The 21,356-nt window shown below is 41.7% G+C and carries 26 protein-coding genes and 1 pseudogene; 9 read left to right on the forward strand and 18 right to left on the reverse strand.

Features of this window, described 5'->3' with window-relative positions:
- Window positions 1-105: 105 nt before the first annotated feature.
- From gatC to nusB, 9 genes are all read left to right on the forward strand, one after another.
- Window positions 106-408, forward strand: coding sequence for an Asp-tRNA(Asn)/Glu-tRNA(Gln) amidotransferase subunit GatC (gene gatC / locus I2H52_RS05415; protein ID WP_045617614.1), 303 nt, complete (start codon window positions 106-108; stop codon window positions 406-408).
- On the forward strand, window positions 408-1,874 hold the full coding sequence (gene gatA / locus I2H52_RS05420; RefSeq protein ID WP_045617616.1) for an Asp-tRNA(Asn)/Glu-tRNA(Gln) amidotransferase subunit GatA: 1,467 nt from the start codon (window positions 408-410) through the stop codon (window positions 1,872-1,874). Before gatC ends, gatA begins: the two co-directional genes overlap by 1 nt.
- Window positions 1,874-3,319, forward strand: coding sequence for an Asp-tRNA(Asn)/Glu-tRNA(Gln) amidotransferase subunit GatB (gene gatB / locus I2H52_RS05425; RefSeq protein WP_045617617.1), 1,446 nt, complete (start codon window positions 1,874-1,876; stop codon window positions 3,317-3,319). Before gatA ends, gatB begins: the two co-directional genes overlap by 1 nt.
- A 57-nt stretch (window positions 3,320-3,376) precedes the next feature.
- Window positions 3,377-3,778 (forward strand): hypothetical protein, encoded by a 402-nt coding sequence (locus I2H52_RS05430; protein WP_045617618.1) that lies wholly within the window; start codon window positions 3,377-3,379, stop codon window positions 3,776-3,778.
- 99 nt (window positions 3,779-3,877) lie between these two features.
- A complete protein-coding gene (locus tag I2H52_RS05435; RefSeq protein ID WP_045617619.1) occupies window positions 3,878-4,846 on the forward strand; it encodes a zinc-ribbon domain-containing transport protein in 969 nt (322 codons plus the stop codon).
- Window positions 4,847-4,854: 8 nt separating this feature from the next.
- Window positions 4,855-5,982, forward strand: a complete 1,128-nt coding sequence (locus I2H52_RS05440) for an SPFH domain-containing protein (RefSeq protein ID WP_045617620.1) — start codon at window positions 4,855-4,857, stop codon at window positions 5,980-5,982.
- A gap of 81 nt (window positions 5,983-6,063) precedes the next feature.
- On the forward strand, window positions 6,064-6,624 hold the full coding sequence (gene efp, locus I2H52_RS05445) for an elongation factor P (protein ID WP_000568640.1): 561 nt from the start codon (window positions 6,064-6,066) through the stop codon (window positions 6,622-6,624).
- A gap of 21 nt (window positions 6,625-6,645) precedes the next feature.
- Window positions 6,646-7,035 (forward strand): Asp23/Gls24 family envelope stress response protein, encoded by a 390-nt coding sequence (locus I2H52_RS05450; protein ID WP_045617621.1) that lies wholly within the window; start codon window positions 6,646-6,648, stop codon window positions 7,033-7,035.
- The gene (gene nusB / locus I2H52_RS05455; RefSeq protein WP_045617622.1) at window positions 7,028-7,447 is read left to right on the forward strand and encodes a transcription antitermination factor NusB; all 420 of its coding nucleotides are present in this window, start codon (window positions 7,028-7,030) and stop codon (window positions 7,445-7,447) included. Before I2H52_RS05450 ends, nusB begins: the two co-directional genes overlap by 8 nt.
- Before the next feature lie 52 nt (window positions 7,448-7,499).
- Here nusB and I2H52_RS05460 read toward each other — a convergent pair whose 3' ends face one another.
- The 18 genes and pseudogenes from I2H52_RS05460 to I2H52_RS05545 all read right to left on the reverse strand — a co-directional run bounded on the left by I2H52_RS05460 (window position 7,500) and on the right by I2H52_RS05545 (window position 21,198).
- The gene (locus I2H52_RS05460) at window positions 7,500-8,222 is read right to left on the reverse strand and encodes a CPBP family intramembrane glutamic endopeptidase (RefSeq protein WP_045617623.1); all 723 of its coding nucleotides are present in this window, start codon (window positions 8,220-8,222) and stop codon (window positions 7,500-7,502) included.
- 17 nt (window positions 8,223-8,239) lie between these two features.
- Window positions 8,240-8,435, reverse strand: a pseudogene (gene briC, locus I2H52_RS05465) (biofilm-regulating peptide BriC).
- A gap of 185 nt (window positions 8,436-8,620) precedes the next feature.
- A complete protein-coding gene (locus I2H52_RS05470) occupies window positions 8,621-9,346 on the reverse strand; it encodes a CPBP family intramembrane glutamic endopeptidase (RefSeq protein WP_045617624.1) in 726 nt (241 codons plus the stop codon).
- Between the two features lie 26 nt (window positions 9,347-9,372).
- Window positions 9,373-9,555, reverse strand: coding sequence for a hypothetical protein (locus I2H52_RS05475; protein ID WP_007520576.1), 183 nt, complete (start codon window positions 9,553-9,555; stop codon window positions 9,373-9,375).
- Window positions 9,556-9,781: 226 nt separating this feature from the next.
- Window positions 9,782-10,483, reverse strand: a complete 702-nt coding sequence (locus I2H52_RS05480) for a CPBP family intramembrane glutamic endopeptidase (protein ID WP_045617625.1) — start codon at window positions 10,481-10,483, stop codon at window positions 9,782-9,784.
- 147 nt (window positions 10,484-10,630) lie between these two features.
- Window positions 10,631-11,398, reverse strand: a complete 768-nt coding sequence (locus I2H52_RS05485; protein ID WP_001017380.1) for an acetyl-CoA carboxylase carboxyl transferase subunit alpha — start codon at window positions 11,396-11,398, stop codon at window positions 10,631-10,633.
- Window positions 11,395-12,261, reverse strand: coding sequence for an acetyl-CoA carboxylase, carboxyltransferase subunit beta (gene accD, locus I2H52_RS05490; RefSeq protein ID WP_007520580.1), 867 nt, complete (start codon window positions 12,259-12,261; stop codon window positions 11,395-11,397). The genes I2H52_RS05485 and accD overlap by 4 nt, the downstream gene beginning before the upstream one ends.
- Before the next feature lie 35 nt (window positions 12,262-12,296).
- A complete protein-coding gene (gene accC / locus I2H52_RS05495; protein ID WP_000488663.1) occupies window positions 12,297-13,664 on the reverse strand; it encodes an acetyl-CoA carboxylase biotin carboxylase subunit in 1,368 nt (455 codons plus the stop codon).
- An 11-nt stretch (window positions 13,665-13,675) separates the two neighbouring features.
- On the reverse strand, window positions 13,676-14,098 hold the full coding sequence (gene fabZ, locus I2H52_RS05500) for a 3-hydroxyacyl-ACP dehydratase FabZ (RefSeq protein ID WP_000565515.1): 423 nt from the start codon (window positions 14,096-14,098) through the stop codon (window positions 13,676-13,678).
- Window positions 14,095-14,583 carry an acetyl-CoA carboxylase biotin carboxyl carrier protein gene (accB, locus tag I2H52_RS05505; RefSeq protein ID WP_007520584.1) on the reverse strand — a complete coding sequence of 163 codons (489 nt, stop codon included), beginning with the start codon at window positions 14,581-14,583 and terminating at the stop codon, window positions 14,095-14,097. The genes fabZ and accB overlap by 4 nt, the downstream gene beginning before the upstream one ends.
- 2 nt (window positions 14,584-14,585) lie before the next feature.
- Window positions 14,586-15,821 carry a beta-ketoacyl-ACP synthase II gene (fabF, locus tag I2H52_RS05510; protein ID WP_007520585.1) on the reverse strand — a complete coding sequence of 412 codons (1,236 nt, stop codon included), beginning with the start codon at window positions 15,819-15,821 and terminating at the stop codon, window positions 14,586-14,588.
- A 28-nt stretch (window positions 15,822-15,849) separates the two neighbouring features.
- Entirely contained in the window at window positions 15,850-16,581 is a 732-nt protein-coding gene (gene fabG / locus I2H52_RS05515) for a 3-oxoacyl-[acyl-carrier-protein] reductase (RefSeq protein WP_007520586.1), read from the reverse strand.
- Window positions 16,582-16,626: 45 nt separating this feature from the next.
- Complete coding sequence (fabD, locus tag I2H52_RS05520; protein WP_195594612.1) at window positions 16,627-17,547, reverse strand: ACP S-malonyltransferase; 921 nt, start codon at window positions 17,545-17,547, stop codon at window positions 16,627-16,629.
- Window positions 17,540-18,514, reverse strand: coding sequence for an enoyl-[acyl-carrier-protein] reductase FabK (fabK, locus tag I2H52_RS05525; RefSeq protein WP_000857452.1), 975 nt, complete (start codon window positions 18,512-18,514; stop codon window positions 17,540-17,542). Before fabK ends, fabD begins: the two co-directional genes overlap by 8 nt.
- A gap of 117 nt (window positions 18,515-18,631) precedes the next feature.
- Entirely contained in the window at window positions 18,632-18,856 is a 225-nt protein-coding gene (locus I2H52_RS05530; protein ID WP_000257840.1) for an acyl carrier protein, read from the reverse strand.
- Between the two features lie 57 nt (window positions 18,857-18,913).
- On the reverse strand, window positions 18,914-19,888 hold the full coding sequence (locus I2H52_RS05535; RefSeq protein ID WP_049550248.1) for a beta-ketoacyl-ACP synthase III: 975 nt from the start codon (window positions 19,886-19,888) through the stop codon (window positions 18,914-18,916).
- On the reverse strand, window positions 19,888-20,322 hold the full coding sequence (locus I2H52_RS05540) for a MarR family winged helix-turn-helix transcriptional regulator (protein WP_000386338.1): 435 nt from the start codon (window positions 20,320-20,322) through the stop codon (window positions 19,888-19,890). The genes I2H52_RS05535 and I2H52_RS05540 overlap by 1 nt, the downstream gene beginning before the upstream one ends.
- A gap of 90 nt (window positions 20,323-20,412) precedes the next feature.
- The gene (locus I2H52_RS05545) at window positions 20,413-21,198 is read right to left on the reverse strand and encodes an enoyl-CoA hydratase (protein WP_001015587.1); all 786 of its coding nucleotides are present in this window, start codon (window positions 21,196-21,198) and stop codon (window positions 20,413-20,415) included.
- Window positions 21,199-21,356: the final 158 nt, after the last annotated feature.

Raw genomic sequence — 21,356 nt, forward strand, 5'->3', positions numbered from 1 at the left:
GCGATTTTTCAATTTCTATTTCTTTTCAGTTTGGCTCCCTTATTTATAGGAAAATATGGTAAAATAGAACAGACTAAAAATCATCATTTCACGAAAGGATGCAAGATGAAAATTACGCAAGAAGAGGTAACACACGTTGCCAATCTTTCAAAATTAAGATTCTCTGAAGAAGAAACTGCCGCCTTTGCGACCACCTTATCTAAAATTGTTGATATGGTTGAGTTACTGGGCGAAGTTGACACAACTGGTATTGCACCTACTACAACTATGGCTGACCGCAAGACCGTACTCCGCCCTGATGTGGCCGAAGAAGGAACAGACCGTGATCGCTTGTTTAAAAACGTACCTGAAAAAGACAACTACTATATCAAGGTACCAGCTATCCTAGATGATGGAGGAGATGCCTAATGACTTTTAATAACAAAACGATTGAAGACTTGCACAACCTCCTTGTCTCTAAGGAAATTTCAGCAACTGAATTGACACAAGCAACACTTGAAGATATTAAATCTCGAGAAACAGCTATCAACGCTTTCGTCACTATCGCTGAAGAGCAGGCTCTTGCTCAAGCCAAAGCCATTGATGAAGCTGGAATTGACGCTGATAATGTCCTTTCAGGAATTCCACTGGCAGTTAAGGATAATATCTCTACTGACAGTATCCTCACAACCGCTGCCTCAAAAATGCTCTACAACTACGAGCCAATCTTTGATGCGACAGCCGTTGCCAATGCCAAAGCTAAGGGTATGATTGTTATCGGAAAAACCAACATGGACGAGTTTGCCATGGGTGGTTCAGGTGAGACTTCCCACTACGGTGCGACTAAAAATGCTTGGGACCACAGCAAGGTTCCTGGTGGTTCATCAAGTGGTTCTGCGGCTTCTGTAGCTTCAGGACAAGTCCGTTTGTCACTTGGTTCTGATACTGGTGGTTCTATCCGCCAACCTGCTGCCTTCAACGGGATTGTTGGTCTCAAACCAACCTACGGAACAGTTTCACGTTTCGGTCTCATTGCCTTCGGTAGCTCATTAGACCAAATCGGACCTTTTGCACCAACTGTTAAAGAAAATGCCCTCTTGCTCAACGCGATTGCCAGCGAAGATGCTAAAGACTCTACTTCTGCTCCTGTCCGCATTGCCGACTTTACTTCAAAAATCGGTAAAAACATCAAGGGCATGAAAATTGCTTTGCCTAAAGAATATCTCGGTGAAGGGATTGACCCAGAGGTTAAGGAAAGAATCCTGAACGCCGCTAAACACTTTGAAAAACTTGGTGCTATCGTTGAAGAAGTCAGCCTTCCTCACTCTAAATATGGTGTTGCCGTTTACTATATTATCGCTTCATCAGAAGCTTCATCAAACTTGCAACGCTTTGACGGTATCCGTTACGGCTACCGCGCAGAAGATGCAAGCAACCTTGATGAAATCTATGTAAACAGCCGTAGTCAAGGTTTCGGTGAAGAAGTAAAACGCCGTATCATGCTGGGTACTTTCAGCCTTTCATCAGGTTACTACGATGCCTACTACAAAAAGGCTGGTCAGGTCCGTACCCTCATCATCCAAGATTTCGAAAACGTCTTTGCGGATTACGACTTGATTTTGGGACCAACTGCTCCAAGCGTTGCCTATGACTTGGACTCACTCAACCACGACCCAGTTGCCATGTACTTGGCTGACCTTTTGACCATCCCTGTCAACTTGGCAGGTCTCCCAGGAATTTCGATTCCTGCTGGATTTGCTCAAGGTCTCCCTGTCGGACTCCAATTGATCGGTCCTAAATACTCAGAAGAGACCATTTACCAAGCTGCTGCTGCTTTTGAGGCGACAACAGACTACCACAAACAACAACCCGTGATTTTTGGAGGTGATAACTAATGAACTTTGAAACAGTCATTGGACTTGAAGTCCACGTTGAGCTCAACACCAATTCAAAAATCTTCTCACCTACATCTGCCCACTTTGGGAATGACCAAAATGCCAACACCAACGTGATTGACTGGTCCTTCCCAGGAGTTCTGCCAGTTCTCAATAAAGGGGTTGTCGATGCTGGTATCAAGGCAGCTCTTGCCCTCAACATGGGCATCCACAAGCACATGCACTTTGACCGCAAGAACTACTTCTATCCTGATAATCCTAAAGCCTACCAAATTTCTCAGTTTGATGAACCTATCGGTTATAACGGCTGGATTGAAGTGGAGCTAGAAGATGGTACAACCAAGAAAATCGGTATCGAACGCGCTCACCTAGAGGAAGATGCTGGTAAAAACACCCACGGTACAGATGGCTACTCTTATGTTGACCTCAATCGTCAAGGGGTGCCATTGATTGAGATTGTATCTGAAGCCGACATGCGTTCTCCTGAAGAAGCCTATGCTTATCTGACTGCCCTCAAGGAAGTTATCCAGTACGCTGGCATTTCTGACGTTAAGATGGAAGAAGGTTCCATGCGCGTGGATGCCAACATCTCCCTTCGTCCTTATGGTCAAGAGAAATTCGGTACCAAGACTGAGTTGAAGAACTTGAATTCCTTCTCAAATGTTCGCAAGGGTCTTGAATACGAAGTCCAACGTCAAGCTGAAATCCTTCGCTCAGGTGGTCAAATTCGCCAAGAAACACGCCGTTACGACGAAGCTAACAAAGCAACCATCCTCATGCGTGTCAAGGAAGGGGCTGCAGACTACCGCTACTTCCCAGAACCAGACCTACCCCTCTTTGAAATCTCTGATGAGTGGATCGAAGAAATGCGTACAGAGTTGCCAGAGTTCCCAAAAGAACGCCGTGCTCGCTACGTTGCTGACCTTGGCTTGTCAGACTACGATGCTAGTCAGTTGACTGCAAACAAAGTTACTTCTGACTTCTTTGAAAAAGCTGTTGCCCTCGGTGGCGATGCCAAACAAGTCTCTAACTGGCTCCAAGGCGAAGTCGCTCAATTCTTGAATGCTGAAGGCAAGACACTGGAACAGATCGAATTGACACCAGAAAACTTGGTAGAAATGATTGCCATCATCGAAGACGGCACTATTTCTTCTAAGATTGCCAAAAAAGTCTTTGTCCACCTGGCTAAAAATGGCGGTGGCGCGCGTGAATACGTGGAAAAAGCAGGCTTGGTCCAAATCTCAGATCCAGCTATCTTGATTCCAATTATCCACCAAGTCTTTGCTGATAACGAAGCCGCTGTTGCCGACTTCAAGTCAGGCAAACGAAACGCAGACAAGGCCTTCACAGGATTCCTTATGAAAGCAACCAAAGGACAAGCCAACCCACAAGTCGCCCTTAAACTGCTTGCACAAGAATTGGCGAAATTGAAAGACAGTGAGTAATTTACGCTTTATACACTTTTTTCTACTTTTAAACCGAGAATGAGACAAGCAGAATAAATGAACAAATTTTTACGATTGCTATTTGTCTTAGTCATCATCGCTATGTTAGGCGCTTCTATACTACAAATTTTCTTTCCATCGTACATGGGAAGCCACTCCGGGTACGGAATATCTGCTGGTTGGCAACGAGAAATTGGAATATGGAATTTAGCTGTATTGATTATTATTCTCGCTGTCAATATTAAATACGATTGGTTCTATCTACGAATCGCACTTCTTGCTCTCATTATTGGCGGAATTGGAATAGGAACAAATCACTTACTCAATTATATGGAGTATCACTCTCCTGTAAATGCTATCGGTGCTTTTGAAAATTACTTGCTAGCAATAGGGTGGATTGTGGGATGGCTCATCGAGCGCCATTCCATAAAGAAAAAGAAGCTAAATGCTAGTAAATAACACCTAGTGTATCTTAGATGATTTTTAAAGGTTATTAAATAGTTTAATAATCATTCGAATTCAGAATTCTACCTTTTCAATCATATAGTTAGGAGACACATGAAAAAGTTTTACGCTCTTTTAATGACCTGTTTATTACTTGTTTTTCTTGTCATGCCTCAAATCGTTGATGCGGGTGTCGGACATTCCAGAAGTGGTAGCAGCAGTCGTAGTAGCTCCAGAAGTAGCTCTAGAAGTAGCAATCGTTCAAGTGGAGGAGGAAGTCGCTCTGGTGGCTCATCCTATCACTACTACCGCTCTGGATACGGATCATCCTCTAGTAGCTCTGCTAGCTCACCCTATCTAGGATTTATGGTAATACTCGTAGGTGCCATTGTTTTAGTGGTTATCGTTAAATCCTTAAAAAATAAAGCAAATAGTTCAAGCACAAGCCACAGTAACACCAACTATCAACCAATCCACCGACGAATTGAACATAACACTTTAGCCATTAGTCATGTGAAAAACGGGGATCCAAACTTTGACGCCGAGGCCTTCACCTCTTGGGTTAAAGAGATTTACCTTAAATTGCAGGTTGCCTGGACTGAGAAAAATTGGAACTCTGTCCGAGCTTTAGAAAGTACTAGTCTCTATTCTCAGCATAGCACCCAACTTGAGGACCATATTCGTGCTAAAACAACCAATGTTTTAGAGAAAGTGTGTATCGAAAATGTTCGCATCAAGGAGTTCATTGAAAATCCTGACGGAAACGATACCTTAGTAGTAATCCTATCGTCTACCTTGCGGGACTATGTCATTGACGATGAGAGTCGTCGTGTACTTGAAGGAGATCCTAAAAAAGATCTCTTCACCGTGTATCAATTGAACTTTATTCGCAAACACGGCAGCCAAACTGAATCAACTGTTCAAGAGGATGCCGTCAGCGACCACTGTCCAAACTGTGGCGCGCCACTGAAAATATCAGCTATTAGCAAATGCGACTATTGCGGTGCTGAATTAACACGCAGTCCAAACCAATGGGTACTCGATACCTACGATGTTGTAGATGAAGACGAACTATATAATTAGGAGGAATTATGGGATTTATACGTGCAGCCTTATCAGCAGGCTTAAATAGTTTTAATGACAGTAAATTCAAGGAAGCCATTGTCCTTCCAGACAATGTCTCTGGCGATGCCTTGGCCATCAAGGGACAATTACTCACAAAAGACCCCGATGGACGTTCTCGTCATAGCAATCAAAATACAGGCCTCTTGTCGGACGGCAGTGTGGTTATCGTTCCTCAAGGCCATAGCGCTGTTTTGGTAAATAACGGTACCTTCCTTGGCGACGTCCTCGAAGCTGGTAGCCACGAATGGCAAGCTGGTGATAACGCTTGGCTCCTTGAAAAAGGTGGCTTAAAAGGTACTTGGGAAAACTTTAAAAATCGTTTCTCTTTCGGTGGACAAGTCATCACCCAACAGGAAATTATCTTTATCCGCATGCAACCTATCGCGGGCAATAAGTTCGGCACACAAAATGCGGTCGAATATTTCAGTGAACGTTACCAACAACTGCTCAACATCCGTTTCTATGGCTTGTTTGATGTAAAAATCGCGGATCCAGTTCTCTTCTATGTGAGCTCTGTTAGTCAGCAAATTACAGATAGCCAACCATATACTCTTCAGGATGTTGCTCAAGGAACGCTCCGTCAAAATATCGCACCAAAAATCGCAATTGCCATTGCCAAATATACCAACGAAAACAAGGTTGATATCTATAGCCTCAATGCCAACCAAGATACCTTTAACGAACTCGCTAAACAAGAGGTCAACAAGGTTTGGACAGGCCTCTACGGAATTGAAGCAACTAATATCTTGCTTGAAGACCTCAGCTACGACCAAGAAAGTCTTGATATCGTTCGCAAGCTTGATAGTGAGCTGGTGGCAATGAAGTACAACACGATTGAAATCGAAGAACGCCGTGCTCGCAACGAAGCGCTTATTGCTGCAGCTGCCAACGAAGGAAATGGCAATGGGATGAACATGTTTATGGGCATGAATCTTGGCCAAACTCTGGGTGGTCAATTCAGCCAACAAGTCCAAAATCAAGCACAGGCTCAAAATACTGGACAAACTGCCAGCAAGAATTTTTACATCGAAGTCGATGGAAAATACGTCCTCGTTACCAAAGACGAAGATGGAAATATCGTACCAGTCAACTAATTAAGCTCCTTCTGACATTTGAGTAATGTTGTCTTTTATGGTACAATAAAGAGTAAATTATTTTATTAAAGAGGTAAAAACATGATTGAAGCAAGTAAATTAAAGGCTGGTATGACCTTTGAAACAGCTGACGGAAAATTGATCCGCGTTTTGGAAGCTAGCCACCACAAACCAGGTAAAGGAAACACGATCATGCGTATGAAATTGCGTGATGTCCGTACTGGTTCTACATTTGACACAAGCTACCGTCCAGAGGAAAAATTTGAACAAGCTATTATCGAGACTGTCCCAGCTCAATACTTGTACAAAATGGATGACACAGCATACTTCATGAATACAGAAACTTACGACCAATACGAAATCCCTGTAGTCAACGTTGAAAACGAATTGCTTTACATCCTTGAAAACTCAGATGTGAAGATCCAATTCTACGGAACTGAAGTGATTGGTGTCACAGTTCCTACTACTGTTGAATTGACAGTTGCAGAAACTCAACCATCTATCAAAGGTGCTACTGTTACAGGTTCTGGTAAACCAGCAACGATGGAAACTGGACTTGTCGTAAACGTTCCAGACTTCATCGAAGCAGGACAAAAACTCGTTATCAACACTGCAGAAGGAACTTACGTTTCTCGTGCCTAATCTCTAGAAAGAGGTCATTCTATGGGAATTGAAGAACAACTTGGCGAAATCGTTATCGCCCCACGTGTACTTGAAAAAATCATTGCTATTGCTACTGCAAAAGTAGAGGGTGTACACTCTTTTTCAAACAAATCAGTATCTGACACCCTTTCAAAACTTTCTCTTGGCCGTGCTGTTTATCTTAAAAACGTGGACGAAGAGCTCACAGCAGATATCTATCTCTACCTTGAGTACGGAGTAAAAGTTCCTAAGGTAGCTGTTGCGATCCAGAAAGCTGTCAAAGATGCAGTCCGCAATATGGCTGATGTAGAACTCGCTGCTATCAATATCCACGTTGCAGGTATCGTTCCAGATAAAACACCAAAACCAGAATTGAAAGATCTATTTGACGAGGACTTCCTCAATGACTAGTCCACTATTAGAATCTAGACGCCAACTCCGTAAATGCGCTTTTCAAGCTCTCATGAGCCTTGAGTTCGGTACGGATGTCGAAACTGCTTGTCGTTTCGCCTATACTCATGATCGTGAAGATACTGATGTGCAACTTCCAGCCTTTTTGACAGAGCTAGTTTCTGGTGTTCAAGCTAAAAAGGAAGAACTAGACAAGCAAATCACACAGCATTTAAAAGCAGGTTGGACCATCGAACGTTTAACGCTCGTGGAGAGAAACCTCCTTCGCTTGGGAGTCTTTGAAATCACTTCATTTGACACCCCTCAGCTGGTTGCTGTTAATGAAGCTATCGAACTTGCAAAGGACTTCTCAGATCAAAAATCTGCCCGTTTTATCAATGGACTGCTCAGCCAGTTTGTAACAGAAGAATAGTAAAAAGAAAAAGTGTTTGACAGCTATCAAACGCTTTTTTCTTTGCCTCCCACTATCTAAAAAAATGATAATAGATATAATTGTAAACAAAAATCCAGATAGGTTTTGCATAATTGAGAAAGTTAAAAAAACTATGGCAGAGAATCGTTAATCTCAGATTGTCGGTAGAACGATAAACAAGGGCAAAAAAGAGACCAATCAGACTATAATATAATAAACTAATTGGGTCTCGGTGAGATAGGATCAAATGACTAAGTCCAAAGATAAGGCCTGATAAGATGACATCTAAATAGAACTTTGACTTAGTAAAGAAGGTGTTCATAAAATACCCACGATCAAGCGTCTCTTCCAAAATAGGACCAATAACGACTGTTAAGATAAAACTAAGAACTGTAGATAGAACAGTTGGTTGTCCATTTGAAAGTACCACCGCAAAATAGACATCATGAATATTCCTATGATTAATCAAATGAGCAAAACGTGCCCAAAAATTACCGAGAATCTGATGAACCACATAACATGCAAACAAGTAAAAGATAGTTGACCAGTTCCAGCTCTTTTTCTCAAAGATAAAGGGCATCTTTTTCTTTTTTAACCACCAAATTAATAGAAGGAAACTTCCTACTAATCCCATTGTTAAAATAAGAGAGTAGACATCAGCGCCTAACCCTAAAATTATCGTCACATACAAACCAATTGTTTGCGGTAAATAGGTAGATAGTAAAATAATAAGCAAAAATATTCCAAATTGTCTTAGTTTCTTTGTGTTTTTCATCGTTCTTTTTTGAAAGATTATCCTGCTTGGAAACCGTACTTCCAAGCATCCCTATAAGAATTAAGTGCTTCTTGCCCCATATAGGGAGCAAATTTTCTATAATATAACCCATCTACCACAACCATTTTCCCAAATAGCAAGACCGCCTGAAACTTGCTCTAAGTCTTTAGACGAAAGAACTGTAAATGTTTCTGTACCTGCCGTTGCAAGCACATCCTTAAAATTAATTTTTGTAAGCTTATATCTACAGTATAAATCTTTTTTGTCTATTTTATAGTCTATCTCCTCAACTGTCAATTTTTCGTCCTGAATGGTAGCTTTACTCATTGAAAAACAAGAAATTGATAAAAAAGATTTCTCTATCTTCCTATCAAATTAGAAAAAGTGTTTGACTTCCACTATCTAAAAAAATGATAATAGACATAATTATAAACAAAAATCCAAATAGGTTTTGCATAAATGAGAAAGTTGAAAAAACTATGGCACAGGATGGTGATTTTTAGATTCTTTGTCCAACGGTAGACAAGGGCATAGAAGAGGCCGCCCAAACTATAAATAATCAAACTGATAGGATCTCGGTGAGTTAGGATTAAATGACTAAGTCCAAAGATAAGAGCAGATAGGATAACATCCAGATAGTACTTGGATTGGGGAAAGAAGGTATTCATAAAGTACCCTCTATGAATCAGTTCCTCTAATATAGGTCCGACGATTACTGTTAAACTAAAACTGAGAACAGTTGATAGAAAAGTTGGTTGCCCATTGGAGTATAGAATCGAAAGAAGGTCTTGAAAGATATACTTGTTATCAATTAGGTGATGAAACTGTAACTGAAAAGCATCCACCAATTGACGATCAAAATAAGTAGCCACTAGACCAACTACAAGATAAAAGAATTTTGACTTCTTTGAACCCTTTTTTTCAAAAATATAGAGCATCTCTTTCTTTTGGAGCCAGTAGATAAATAATAGCAAAAGAGCTATTACTTCAACTGTTAAAAAGATAGAATAGCCATCTATCCCCCATCCTAAAAACTTAGTTAAATGCATAATCCCTAACTCTGGTAGATAAACCGATAGAAATACCAGTGATGTATAGACTCCCAAATGCCCTAGTTTTTTCATACTTACCCCTTTAAATTATTAGAACATTAAGGTATAATTCCGTTACCATAACCAGTCATTCTAGTACATATTGTACTTGAATCAGTTGCAATGCTGTAAGCATAAGGCCAACTCCAATAATAATCATCAACCAACCAAATCATGCCACCACCTGAAACTTGTTCTAAGTCCTCAGATGAAAGAACTGTAAATGTTTCTGTACCTGTCATATCAAGTAGCTCCTTAAAATAAATTTTTGTAAGCTTACATCTACAGTACATATCTTTTTGTCTATTTTATAGTCTATCTCCTCAACTGTCAATTTTTCACCCTAAATGGTAGCTTTACTCATTGAAAAACAAGAAATTGATAAAAGAGATTTCTCTATCTCCCCATCAAATTAGAAAAAGGTTTGACAGATATCAAACGCTTTTTTCTTTATCTCCTAACTTCCTACTATCTAAAAATCAAATAATAGATATAAAATAAGATCGACGGAGCATAGGGAATTGCATTATAGAAACTATGACAAACAATGGTAAACCGAAGACTACCCGTAACTCGATAAACAACTGTAAATAGAAGACCAAGAATACTATAAATGATGAGACTGATGGGGTCACGATGAGATAGAACTAAGTGACTGAGCCCGAAGATGAAAGAAGACAAAATCACATCCAAATAAAACTCCGACTTCGGAAAGAAGGTATTCATAAAATAACCCCTATAGATTGTCTCCTCAACAACAGGTACAATCGAAATGTTAAAGATTAAAAATATAAGACTTGATAGAGTCGTTTCTCTCCCGTTTAAGTAAAGTTCTGAAAGAAGGTCTTGGAAAATAAAGCTATGGTCAATCAATCGAATATTCTGCATTCTAAATCCATTTAAAAAAGAATAGATAAGGAAACAAGCCACTAAGAAAGCGAGATAAGACCAGCGCCAACCCTTTTTGTCGAAGATAAAGAGCATCTTCTTCTTTTTCAACCACAAAACGAATAAAAAGAAAATAAGCAACACTTCTCCAACTAGGAAGATTATATAGCTGTCCATTCCTAAACCAAAGGTTCTAGCTAGAGTTATAGCCCCTAATGGCGTTAAATAAATGTACAGGAACATTAAAATCATACAGATTCCTAAATGTATTGTCTTTTTCATTCTTTCTCTCCTAATTGTAAACTCTCTATTAGGGCAATATAGAGGATAGACCATTGATTGTTTTTCTTATTTATCTAGAGTATTCATGTTTATCCATGCTCTATTATCAAAATAGCTAGAACAAATTGTTCTAGCTTTTAAGTTTTCTTAGTATTTTCTAAAGCGTTGGTAACGTTCTTCGATAAGTTGGTCGAGTGGTAGTTCTTGCAATCTATCTAGTTCTGCACGCAATTCATTTTTAACGCAACCTAGCAGTTCTTTACTTGACAGCCCTGCTTCTGAGATTACCTTGTCTACGATTCCCATTTCTAGGAGTTCATGTGAAGTGATTTTCATCAATTCCGCTGCTTCCATAGCACGACTTCCATCCTTCCAAAGGATAGAGGCAAATCCTTCCGGGCTAAGTACTGCGTAGATTGAGTTTTCTAACATCCAGACACGGTTAGCTACGGCTAGAGCTAGAGCACCACCAGATCCTCCTTCACCGATAATAATCGCGATGATTGGAACCTTGAGGTCGCTCATTTCCATCAGGTTTCGGGCGATTGCTTCACCTTGTCCACGTTCCTCGGCTCCAACACCTGGGTAAGCACCCGCCGTATTGATAAAGGTCACAACTGGACGGCCAAATTTCTCTGCCTGTTTCATCAGTCGAAGAGCCTTACGATAGCCTTCTGGATGAGGTTGGCCGAAATTTCGTTTGAGGTTGTCATGAAGACTCTTCCCCTTTTGGATACCAACGACAGTTACTGCCTGTTCACCTAACCAGCCAATTCCGCCGATAACCGCACCATCATCACGAAAAGACCGATCTCCATGCAATTCGATAAACTCATCAAAGATGCCATTGGCAAAATCAAGTGCGGTCAAGCGACTCTGCTCGCGTGCCTCTCTGACTATTTTTGCAATATTCATCCGCGACTTCCTCCATGCAATCTCACTAATTTAGCAATTGTTTCAGGCAATTCTCTCCGTTTGACAATTGCATCAACAAATCCATGTTCAAGCAAAAATTCTGCCTTTTGGAAGTCATCCGGCAAGGTCTCCCGAACTGTATTTTCGATAACACGACGCCCAGCAAAACCAACCAAACTTTGGGGTTCCGCTAGAATAATATCACCTTCCATAGCAAAAGAAGCAGTCACCCCACCTGTTGTCGGATCGGTTAAAATAGTTAGATAAAAAAGTCCTGCCTTGGAATGGCGTTGAACTGCCGCAGAAATCTTGGCCATCTGCATCAAGCTCATGATTCCTTCTTGCATACGGGCTCCACCAGAAGCTGTGAAGAGAACGACTGGTAGGTTTTCTACCGTTGCATACTCAAACAAGCGCGTGATTTTTTCACCCACAACGGTTCCCATAGAAGCCATGATAAAGTTTGAATCCATGATCCCAAGGGCAACTTTTTGTCCCTTGATGCTAGCTGTACCAGTTAGTACTGCTTCATCCAAACCTGTCTTTTCACGCATACTAGCAAGTTTTTTCTGGTAGCCAGGAAAGTTTAATGGATCTTGAGTTTCAATACCTGTAAACATCTCCACAAAGCTACCAGAATCAATCGTCAAATCCAAGCGTTCCTGAGCTGAAATACGGAAAGTATAGCTACAATGGGGACAAATTCGTTCGCTCCCAAGATCCTTTTGGTAAATGGTGTGTTTACAACCAGGACACTGGGAGAAGAGTTCATCCGGAACCTCAGGCTTGGCTTGTGGTTTCTGCCTTACGTAACGGTTAGGATTAATCCGAATATACTTATCCTTTTTACTAAATAGAGCCATAACTCCCCCTTTTAGTTCTCATACTGTTTGAAAGTCTATTCTTTTTCTTGGTATTTTGGCAAGAAAGTTTCCATCAAGAAAGAAGTATCGTAGTCACCAGCGATAACTCGGCGATCTGAAATCAGATCCAACTGGAAGTCTGCATTGGTTTGCACTCCTTCAATATCAAGTTCATAAAGTGCCCGTTGCATCTTCATTAAGGCATCAAAACGATTCTCCCCATGAACAATGATTTTGGCAATCATACTATCATAGTAAGGAGGAATGGTATAACCTGGATAAACTGCTGAGTCCACGCGCAAACCAACTCCTCCACTTGGAAGGTAGAGGTTAGTGATTTTTCCTGGGCTTGGAGCAAAGTTAAATGCTGGATTTTCCGCATTGATCCGGCACTCGATAGCATGACCTCGTAGGACGATATCTTCTTGTTTGAAAGGTAAAGGTTGCCCGGCAGCAATGCGAATCTGTTCCTTCACGATATCAACACCTGAAACAAACTCTGTGACTGGGTGTTCAACTTGCACACGAGTATTCATTTCCATGAAGTAGAAATTGCCACTCGCTTCATCGAGCAGAAATTCAATCGTTCCTGCATTTTCATAGCCTACAGACTCTGCTGCACGAACGGCTGCAGCACCAATTTCATGACGAAGGGTTTTGCCAATCGCAATGGATGGGCTTTCTTCTAAGACCTTTTGGTTATTCCGTTGGAGTGAACAATCCCGTTCACCAAGATGGACAACATGACCCTCTTGATCTGCAAGAATCTGAACTTCGATATGGCGAGCTGGATAAATCACACGCTCAAGATACATAGCGCCATTTCCAAAATTGGCCTTGGCTTCACTGGATGCTGTCTCAAAGGCTGCGACCAAGTCTTCTGCCTTTTCAACCTTACGAATCCCTTTTCCACCACCACCTGCCGATGCCTTAAGCATGACTGGATAGCCAATTTTTTCTGCAACTGCAAGTGCCTCTTCAGCCGTGTGAACTTCACCATCAGATCCTGGGATAACTGGAACCCCAGCCTTGATCATTTGCTCACGCGCATTGATCTTATCTCCCATGGTATCCATTACAGCCCCAGAAGGGCCGATAAACTTAATCCCCACTTCATCACACATAGTGGCAAACTTGGAGTTTTCGCTAAGAAATCCAAAACCTGGATGGATGGCTTCTGCCTCTGTCAAGACTGCAGCAGATAAAATAGCGTTGATATTGAGATAAGATTCTGTCGCCTTACCAGGTCCAATACAGATAGCTTCATCCGCTAGGAGTGTGTGAAGAGCTTCCTTATCAGCAGTTGAATAAACTGCCACGGTCGCAATGCCCAATTCACGCGCAGCTCGAATAATGCGAACCGCAATCTCACCACGGTTGGCAATCAAAATTTTACGAAACATGGAGAACCTCCTTAGTTTCCAATTGCAAAGGTAAGAGTACCACTCGCTGCAAGCTTGCCATCTACTTCAGCCTTTGCTTCAACCACGGCAATCGTACCACGACGTTTCACAAAGGTTGCCGTCATGACTAATTGATCACCTGGTACAACTTGCTTCTTGAACTTAACCTTATCCATGCCAGCATAGAAGACCAGTTTCCCTTTATTTTCAGGTTTGGACAATTCCAAGACACCAGCAGTCTGAGCCAAGGCCTCCATGATAAGAACACCTGGCATGACTGGGTATTGAGGAAAATGACCATTGAAGAAAGGTTCGTTGATGGTCACATTTTTAATGGCAACAATGGTATCTTCGCTCACTTCCAAGACACGATCCACTAGGAGCATGGGGTAGCGATGGGGTAGTGCTTCTTTGATTCCTTGAATATCGATCATTTGATGCGTACCAATCCTTTACCGAACTCAACCATTTCTTCATTTGAAACGAGAATTTCTGTCACCACACCATCCTTAGGTGCAGGAATTTCATTCATGACTTTCATGGCTTCGATGATCACCAAAGTCTGACCTTTTTTAACACTGTCTCCGACTGTGACAAAGGCAGGTTTATCTGGTCCAGCAGCCAAGTAAGCCACCCCTACAAGTGGACTTTCAACGACATCACCCTCTGGAGCAACCGTCGTTTCAGCTGGTGCTGGAGCTTCTTTTACTGGACTCTCTACTGGAGTCGAAGGGGCTGAAACTACTGGACTTGCAGCTACTGCAGTTGGCACTGGAGCAACTTGAGCTGGTACTTCAGAAACCATTCTTGCTTCATTCTTACTAAACTGCAATTCGTCCGTTCCATTTTTATAAGAAAATTCTCTCAAACTTGACTGGTCAAATTGAGCCATCAAGTCCTTGATCTCATTTAGATTCATAATTATTTATTCTCCCAACGTTTGAAAGCAAGAACCGCATTGTGTCCACCAAAACCAAAAGTGTTTGAAATAGCATAAGGGATTTCTTGCTCCAAGCCTTGTCCATAAACGACATTCGCTTCGATATAGTCTGACAACTCACTTGTCCCAGCTGTCATTGGTACAAAGTTATGACGCATGGCTTCGATGGTAGCGATTGTTTCTACTGCCCCTGCAGCACCAAGCAAGTGTCCTGTAAAGGACTTGGTTGAAGATACTGGTACTTCTTTACCAAGAACAGCTACAATGGCACTACTTTCTCCTTTTTCATTAGCAGGAGTTGAAGTTCCATGGGCATTGACATAAGCCACTTGCTCCGGAGAAATTTCTGCTTCTTCCAAAGCTAGTTTAATCGCCTTAATCGCACCTTGACCTTCTGGATGAGGTGAAGTCATATGATAAGCATCACAGGTATTTCCATAACCAACTACTTCAGCCAAGATAGTCGCTCCACGTTTTTCAGCATGTTCAAGACTCTCAAGAACCAGCATTCCAGAACCTTCTCCCATCACAAAACCATTACGGTCTTTGTCAAACGGAATAGAAGCACGAGTTGGATCCTCTGTAGTTGATAGGGCAGTCAAGGCTTGGAAACCAGCGATGGCAAAAGGAGTGATAGATGATTCTGATCCACCTACTAACATGACATCTTGGAAACCAAACTTGATTGAACGGAAGGCATCGCCAATCGCATCATTTGATGAGGCACAGGCTGTATTGATTGATTTACAAACACCGTTTGCTCCAAAGCGCATGGCAACATTACCTGAAGCCATATTTGGCAAGGCTTTTGGAAGTGTCAATGGCTTAACACGTTTTGGGCCTTTTTCGTGAAGACGGATAACTTGGTCTTCGATTTCTTTAATTCCCCCAATACCAGAAGCCACGATGACACCAAAGCGATCTTTATCGATTGTTTCTACATCAAGATTAGCATTTGTCACCGCTTCTTGAGCTGCGTACAAGGCATACAAAGAATAGTTATCAAAACGGTTGGTATCTTTTTTGACAAAGTATTTATCAAAGGGGAAATCTTGAACTTCTGCCGCATTGTGCACAGCAAATTCGCTATGGTCAAACTTAGTGATTTCTCCAATCCCGATTTTCCCAGTTTGCAAACTGTTCCAAAATTCTTCTGGAGTATTTCCGATAGGAGAGGTCAATCCATAACCTGTTACTACAACTCGATTTAGTTTCATCTGTCTTACCTATATCTTTCCTTATTTTTTACATGCTAAGTCCGCCATCAACAGCGAGAACTTGTCCAGTCAAATAATCCTGTCCAGCCAGGAACACTGTAGCATCTGCGATATGTTCTGCTTGACCGAAATATTTCATTGGGATTTGGGCCAATGTCGCTTCCTTGACCTTATCAGACAAAACAGCAGTCATATCTGACTCGATCATTCCTGGTGCAAGAGCATTTACGCGTACGTTGCGATTGGCAACTTCACGTGCAACTGACTTGGTAAAACCAATCAAACCTGCTTTAGAAGCTGCATAGTTGGCTTGTCCGATATTTCCCATCAAACCGACCACACTAGACATGTTGATAATCGCACCTTCACGTGCCTTGATCATCTGTTTCAAGACTGCTTGCGTCATGTTGAAAGCACCTGTCAAGTTAATCTTAATCACTTTTTCAAAGTCTTCTTCGGTCATCTTGAGCATAAGCGTATCTTGAGTAATCCCAGCATTGTTGACCAAGACATCGACAGAACCGAGTTCTGCAATTGCTTGATCTACCATACGCTTGGCATCTGCAAAGTCTGAAACATCACCTGAGATTGGCACTACTTTAACACCATAGTTTGAAAACTCAGCCAGCAATTCTTCTGAGATTGCTCCTCGACTATTCAAGACTACATTAGCGCCTAGTTGGGCAAATTTGTGAGCAATGGCAAGTCCGATACCACGACTTGAACCTGTTACAAAGACATTTTTGTTTGTAAGTTGCATTCTATCTCTCCTGTTTCCTGTTGTATTTTGTGGGAGAAGGGATCATTAGTTTCCTAACAAAGCATCCAAGCTTGCTTGGTCTTCAACGTTAGCTAGCTGAGCTGTTTTATCGATTTTTTTGACAAAGCCTGATAGGACCTTACCAGGACCAATTTCAATAAAGTTGGTTACCCCAGCATCCTGCATCACAGCAATACTTTCATAAAAACGAACAGGTTCTTTGACCTGACGCGTCAAAAGCTCTTGGATTCGATCTTTTTCCATAACAGCAGCTTCCGTATTGCCAACTAGTGGGCAAGTAAAATCAGAGAAACTCACTCCCTCAAGAGCACCAGCTAGTTGCTGACTGGCTGGCTCAAGTAGGGCTGTATGGAAAGGACCCGATACATTTAAAGGAATCAATCGTTTTGCTCCTGCTTCCTGCAAGAGTTCAACTGCGCGGTCAACCGCAACCACCTCGCCACCGATAACGATTTGGCTTGGGGTGTTGTAGTTAGCTGGAGTCACTACTCCAACTTTAGAGGCTGTTTCACAAGCTTCCTCAATCACTTCGACTGGAGTATTCAGAACGGCAACCATCTTTCCAGAGCCTGCAGGTGCAGCCTCTTCCATATAAGCACCACGCTTAGCAACCAAGGCAACAGCATCCTCAAAGTCCAAGGCACCACTTGCTACAAGAGCAGAATATTCCCCAAGAGACAATCCTGCTACCATATCCGGCTGGTAGCCCTTTTCTTTCAATAGTCGGTAAATAGCAACCGAAGTCGCTAAAATAGCTGGTTGCGTATAGCGAGTCTGGTTTAACTTGGTTTCTTCCTTATCAATCAAGTCACGAAGGTCATAACCCAAAACCTGACTGGCTTGGTCAATTGTTTCCTTGACGATAGGGTAGTGATCATAGAGATCACGCCCCATCCCTAGATACTGAGCACCTTGACCCGCAAATAGAAAGGCTGTTTTAGTCATTTCTTACAACTCCTGCCCAACGAGAGGCTTCTTCTTGAATTTTTTTGGCTGCGCCATAGTATAGATCTTTTAGGATTTCTTCGACAGTTTCCTCTTTAGAAACCAAACCAGCAATCTGACCTGCCATGACAGATCCACCTTCTACATCTCCATGAACAACGGCTTTAGCAAGAGCACCAGCTCCCATTTGTTCAAAGATTTCTAGATCTGGATTTTCTTGTTTAAAGGCATCTTTTTCAGCCTGCTCAAAGTCACGTGTCAATTGGTTTTTAATGGCACGAACAGCATGTCCAAAGTGTTGAGCTGAAATAGTCGTATCAATATCACGCGCCTTTAAGATTTTTTCCTTGTATTTTGGATGGGCGTTAGATTCTTTAGCTACCACGAAACGCGTACCAACTTGAACGGCCTCAGCACCAAGCATAAAGCCTGCAGCGACACCTTCACCGTCCGCAATTCCTCCAGCTGCGATAACTGGAATTGAAACAGCTGCAGCAACTTGGCGAACCAAGGTCATCGTCGTTAATTTACCAATATGCCCACCGGCTTCCATTCCCTCTGCAATAACTGCATCTGCACCAATTTTTTCCATGCGTTTTGCCAAAGCAACACTTGGAACAACAGGAATAACAGTAATTCCTGCATCATGGAAACGAGTCATGTATTTACTTGGATTACCTGCACCAGTTGTCACCACCTTGACCCCTTCTTCAATCACGAGGTCAACGATGTCTTCTACAAAAGGTGACAAGAGCATGATGTTGACACCAAAAGGTTTGTCCGTAAGTGATTTGATTTTATCGATATTAGCCTTTACGACCTCTTTCGGTGCATTCCCACCACCGATGATCCCTAGACCACCAGCTTTTGATACTGCACCAGCCAAGTCACCATCCGCAACCCAGGCCATTCCTCCTTGAAAAATAGGATAATCAATGTTCAATAATTCTGTAATACGTGTTTTCATAGTGCCTCCATCATTCCTTGCTTACGTAATAGTTCGATGAGTTTATCATTTGAGTTTCAAACTATTACCTAAACAAGAGGGAGTGGGTTTCCCCTACTCCTTCTAGTAATATGTTAATTATTTTGTTTGCTCTTCAACGTAGGCAACCAAGTCACCAACTGTTTTCAAGTTATCTTCTGCTTCGATTTGGATATCGAAAGCATCTTCGATTTCAGAGATTACTTGGAACAAGTCCAATGAATCTGCATCCAAATCATCAAAAGTAGATTCAAGTGTTACTTCTGATGCGTCTTTCCCAAGTTCTTCAACGATAATTTCTTGTACTTTTTCAAATACTGCCATGATAGGACTCCTTTAAAATATAAAAAATTTATAACTATGTGTTTACCACATGATTACCTAGATTGTAAGAATGAGTGTGCCCCATGTCAAACCTCCACCGAAGCCTGATAGGAGAATCGTCTGGCTACCATCTAAACGAATCATGCCATTCTCCACACACTCTGAGAGCAAAATCGGGATACTTGCTGCACTGGTATTTCCATACTCCATCATATTGGCAGGAAGTTTGTCTCGGTCTACGCCGATCTTCTTAGCCATCTTATCCAAAATGCGGATATTTGCCTGATGAAGCAAGAGATAATCCAATTCTGAAGCTGCGATTGGACCATTTTCAATGGTTTCTTTGATCGATTTAGCAACATCACGATTTGCAAAATCAAAAACTGCTCGTCCATCCATTTTCAAAAAAGCAGGAACTGCTTCTTGATCTGAGAAAGGAGAAGCCAAAGCCGTTTGACCATAGGTCAAACACTCGCTCCGAGAGCCATCTGTATAGAGACTTTCCACAAGGAAGTGACGTATTTCGCTCGCTTCCAAGAGAACCCCTCCAGCACCATCCCCAAAGAGAACAGCTGTTGAACGATCTGACCAATCAACTGCCTTGGATAAGGTCTCAGCCCCGATAACAATCCCTTTTTTGAACTGTCCAGAACTTAAAAACTTTTCTGCAGTTGAGAGAGCGAATACAAAGCCACTGCAAGCTGCTGTCAAATCAAAGGCGAAAGCTCTATGCGCTCCGATATTTGCCTGAACTCGAGCTGCTGTGGAAGGCATCATCGAGTCTGGGGTAATCGTCGCTACAATGATAAAATCAATCTGATCCGCTGTTAAGCTCCCTTTAGCTAACAAGCTCTTAGCAACTTCTGTCGCCAAGTCACTTGTAGACTCTAATTTTGAGATATGTCTCTGTTTAATTCCTGTTCGACTTGAAATCCACTCATCGCTTGTGTCCATGATTTGGGCTAAGTCATGATTAGTGACCACTTGCTCTGGAACATAATGAGCAACCTGGCTTATTTTTGCAAAAGCCATTATTTCAAATCCTCCAAAAATTGATAAAGGTTCGTTAAACCTCTGCCCATGACCTCTTTTTCCTCAGGGCTCATGCCATCGATGATTTTTTCGACCATAGCCTTGTGGAACCGTTTATGAAGGCGGTGAACCAAACGACCTTGCTTTGTCAAATGCAGATAGACCACTCGACGGTCTTGGTCAGAACGAATACGCTCAATATAACCTTTTCTCTCCAGGTTATTCAAACTCGTCGTCACTGTCCCAAGAGTTACCATCAGTTCTTTTGAAACCTTACTTGGCGTTGCCTCCGGGAACTTCCCAATCACATCGATCGTGTGCATTTCTTTGATGGAGATGTCTTTGAATCGACTACCTCGTAAGCTAACCTCCTCGATCACAAGGACGTTATTAAAAATAGATGTTAGATAATCATTTACTTGTTGGTAGTCCAAACTTTTTCCCTCCCCCTCAAAAAGCTTTTACAATCAAAACATTTGATAAAAGAAGTATAACAAACTTCAAAAAATTATGCAAGTATTTTTTTATTTTCCTGAAAATTTTGGTCTTCTTCTTTCAGAATGTGCTCGAACCCCTTCTTTAAAATCTTCAGTTAAAGATAACGATTCTTGTAATTTCAATTCTAATTCAGCATAATTCTGCCAATCCTTGAATTGACTTTCCCAAACTAACTTTTTAATCGCTGCGTATGAGTTTGCTGAACCTCTTCTTAATTTTTTCAGAACTTGTTCTCTTGTTTTTTCTAATTTGTCAACTTCACAAACACGGTATACCACGCCCCATTCTAGCGCTTTTTCAGCAGTCAAGGCTTCACCTGTCATGGCAAGTTGTGCAGCCCGTGTTACCCCGATGCTACGACTCAAGAGATGAATCCCACCAGCGTCTGGCGCCAATCCCACTCCGACAAAGGCTTGGATAAATTTTGCCTTGTCAGTCGCTAAACAGAAATCAACTGCTACTGCCATATTTGCTGCAGCACCAGCAACCGCTCCATCTACCTCCATCAAAACAGGTTTAGGAATTTGCTTGATTTTAAAAGAAATTGTATTGACTAATTCTGCAATCTTATTCAAAGAAGGGATATCATCTTCGTCTACTGCTCGTTTCATCTCAACCAAGTCTCCCCCAACTGAAAAAACCTTCCCATTAGCATTAATCAAGATGAACTGCACAGCTTGATCCTGCTCTGCTAGAGTCAAAGCTTCTAAAATCTCCTCACACATTGGGATATGGAAACCATTTGCCACTTCGGGACGATTCAAAGTAATGATAGCCAGATCATCTACGATCTGATATAAGATATGATTCATAGCTTCTCCTTTTCTTTTATAAGGCAATAAAATTGTTTTATCATCAAAGTATACCTTTTTTTAGATAAAGAGGCAAGGAAAAACTAAAGGAAAGTGTCTCAGCTGATTATTTACCCATCATTTATGAGTGTGAGTAAAATTTGACACTCTTACTTTTA

It is taken from the genome of Streptococcus oralis, from assembly GCF_015561235.1.
In the GTDB taxonomy this organism is placed as follows: domain Bacteria; phylum Bacillota; class Bacilli; order Lactobacillales; family Streptococcaceae; genus Streptococcus; species Streptococcus oralis_BK.

Excerpts from the sequence above, each read along its gene's own strand:
- fabK (WP_000857452.1), bottom strand. The coding sequence starts at position 18,514 with ATGAAAACACGTATTACAGAATTATTGAACATTGATTATCCTATTTTT.
- accB (WP_007520584.1), bottom strand. The coding sequence starts at position 14,583 with ATGAATCTAAATGAGATCAAGGACTTGATGGCTCAATTTGACCAGTCA.
- I2H52_RS05480 (WP_045617625.1), bottom strand. The coding sequence starts at position 10,483 with ATGAAAAAGACAATACATTTAGGAATCTGTATGATTTTAATGTTCCTG.
- gatC (WP_045617614.1), top strand. The coding sequence starts at position 106 with ATGAAAATTACGCAAGAAGAGGTAACACACGTTGCCAATCTTTCAAAA.
- I2H52_RS05485 (WP_001017380.1), bottom strand. The coding sequence starts at position 11,398 with ATGAATATTGCAAAAATAGTCAGAGAGGCACGCGAGCAGAGTCGCTTG.
- fabF (WP_007520585.1), bottom strand. The coding sequence starts at position 15,821 with ATGAAACTAAATCGAGTTGTAGTAACAGGTTATGGATTGACCTCTCCT.
- I2H52_RS05440 (WP_045617620.1), top strand. The coding sequence starts at position 4,855 with ATGGGATTTATACGTGCAGCCTTATCAGCAGGCTTAAATAGTTTTAAT.
- fabD (WP_195594612.1), bottom strand. The coding sequence starts at position 17,547 with ATGACTAAAACAGCCTTTCTATTTGCGGGTCAAGGTGCTCAGTATCTA.
- gatA (WP_045617616.1), top strand. The coding sequence starts at position 408 with ATGACTTTTAATAACAAAACGATTGAAGACTTGCACAACCTCCTTGTC.
- I2H52_RS05435 (WP_045617619.1), top strand. The coding sequence starts at position 3,878 with ATGAAAAAGTTTTACGCTCTTTTAATGACCTGTTTATTACTTGTTTTT.
- I2H52_RS05530 (WP_000257840.1), bottom strand. The coding sequence starts at position 18,856 with ATGGCAGTATTTGAAAAAGTACAAGAAATTATCGTTGAAGAACTTGGG.
- accC (WP_000488663.1), bottom strand. The coding sequence starts at position 13,664 with ATGTTTCGTAAAATTTTGATTGCCAACCGTGGTGAGATTGCGGTTCGC.
- efp (WP_000568640.1), top strand. The coding sequence starts at position 6,064 with ATGATTGAAGCAAGTAAATTAAAGGCTGGTATGACCTTTGAAACAGCT.
- I2H52_RS05535 (WP_049550248.1), bottom strand. The coding sequence starts at position 19,888 with ATGGCTTTTGCAAAAATAAGCCAGGTTGCTCATTATGTTCCAGAGCAA.
- I2H52_RS05475 (WP_007520576.1), bottom strand. The coding sequence starts at position 9,555 with ATGACAGGTACAGAAACATTTACAGTTCTTTCATCTGAGGACTTAGAA.
- I2H52_RS05470 (WP_045617624.1), bottom strand. The coding sequence starts at position 9,346 with ATGAAAAAACTAGGGCATTTGGGAGTCTATACATCACTGGTATTTCTA.
- I2H52_RS05430 (WP_045617618.1), top strand. The coding sequence starts at position 3,377 with ATGAACAAATTTTTACGATTGCTATTTGTCTTAGTCATCATCGCTATG.
- fabG (WP_007520586.1), bottom strand. The coding sequence starts at position 16,581 with ATGCAACTTACAAACAAAAATGTCTTTGTAACAGGTTCAAGTCGTGGT.
- nusB (WP_045617622.1), top strand. The coding sequence starts at position 7,028 with ATGACTAGTCCACTATTAGAATCTAGACGCCAACTCCGTAAATGCGCT.
- gatB (WP_045617617.1), top strand. The coding sequence starts at position 1,874 with ATGAACTTTGAAACAGTCATTGGACTTGAAGTCCACGTTGAGCTCAAC.
- I2H52_RS05460 (WP_045617623.1), bottom strand. The coding sequence starts at position 8,222 with ATGAAAAACACAAAGAAACTAAGACAATTTGGAATATTTTTGCTTATT.
- fabZ (WP_000565515.1), bottom strand. The coding sequence starts at position 14,098 with ATGATCGATATTCAAGGAATCAAAGAAGCACTACCCCATCGCTACCCC.
- I2H52_RS05545 (WP_001015587.1), bottom strand. The coding sequence starts at position 21,198 with ATGAATCATATCTTATATCAGATCGTAGATGATCTGGCTATCATTACT.
- accD (WP_007520580.1), bottom strand. The coding sequence starts at position 12,261 with ATGGCTCTATTTAGTAAAAAGGATAAGTATATTCGGATTAATCCTAAC.
- I2H52_RS05450 (WP_045617621.1), top strand. The coding sequence starts at position 6,646 with ATGGGAATTGAAGAACAACTTGGCGAAATCGTTATCGCCCCACGTGTA.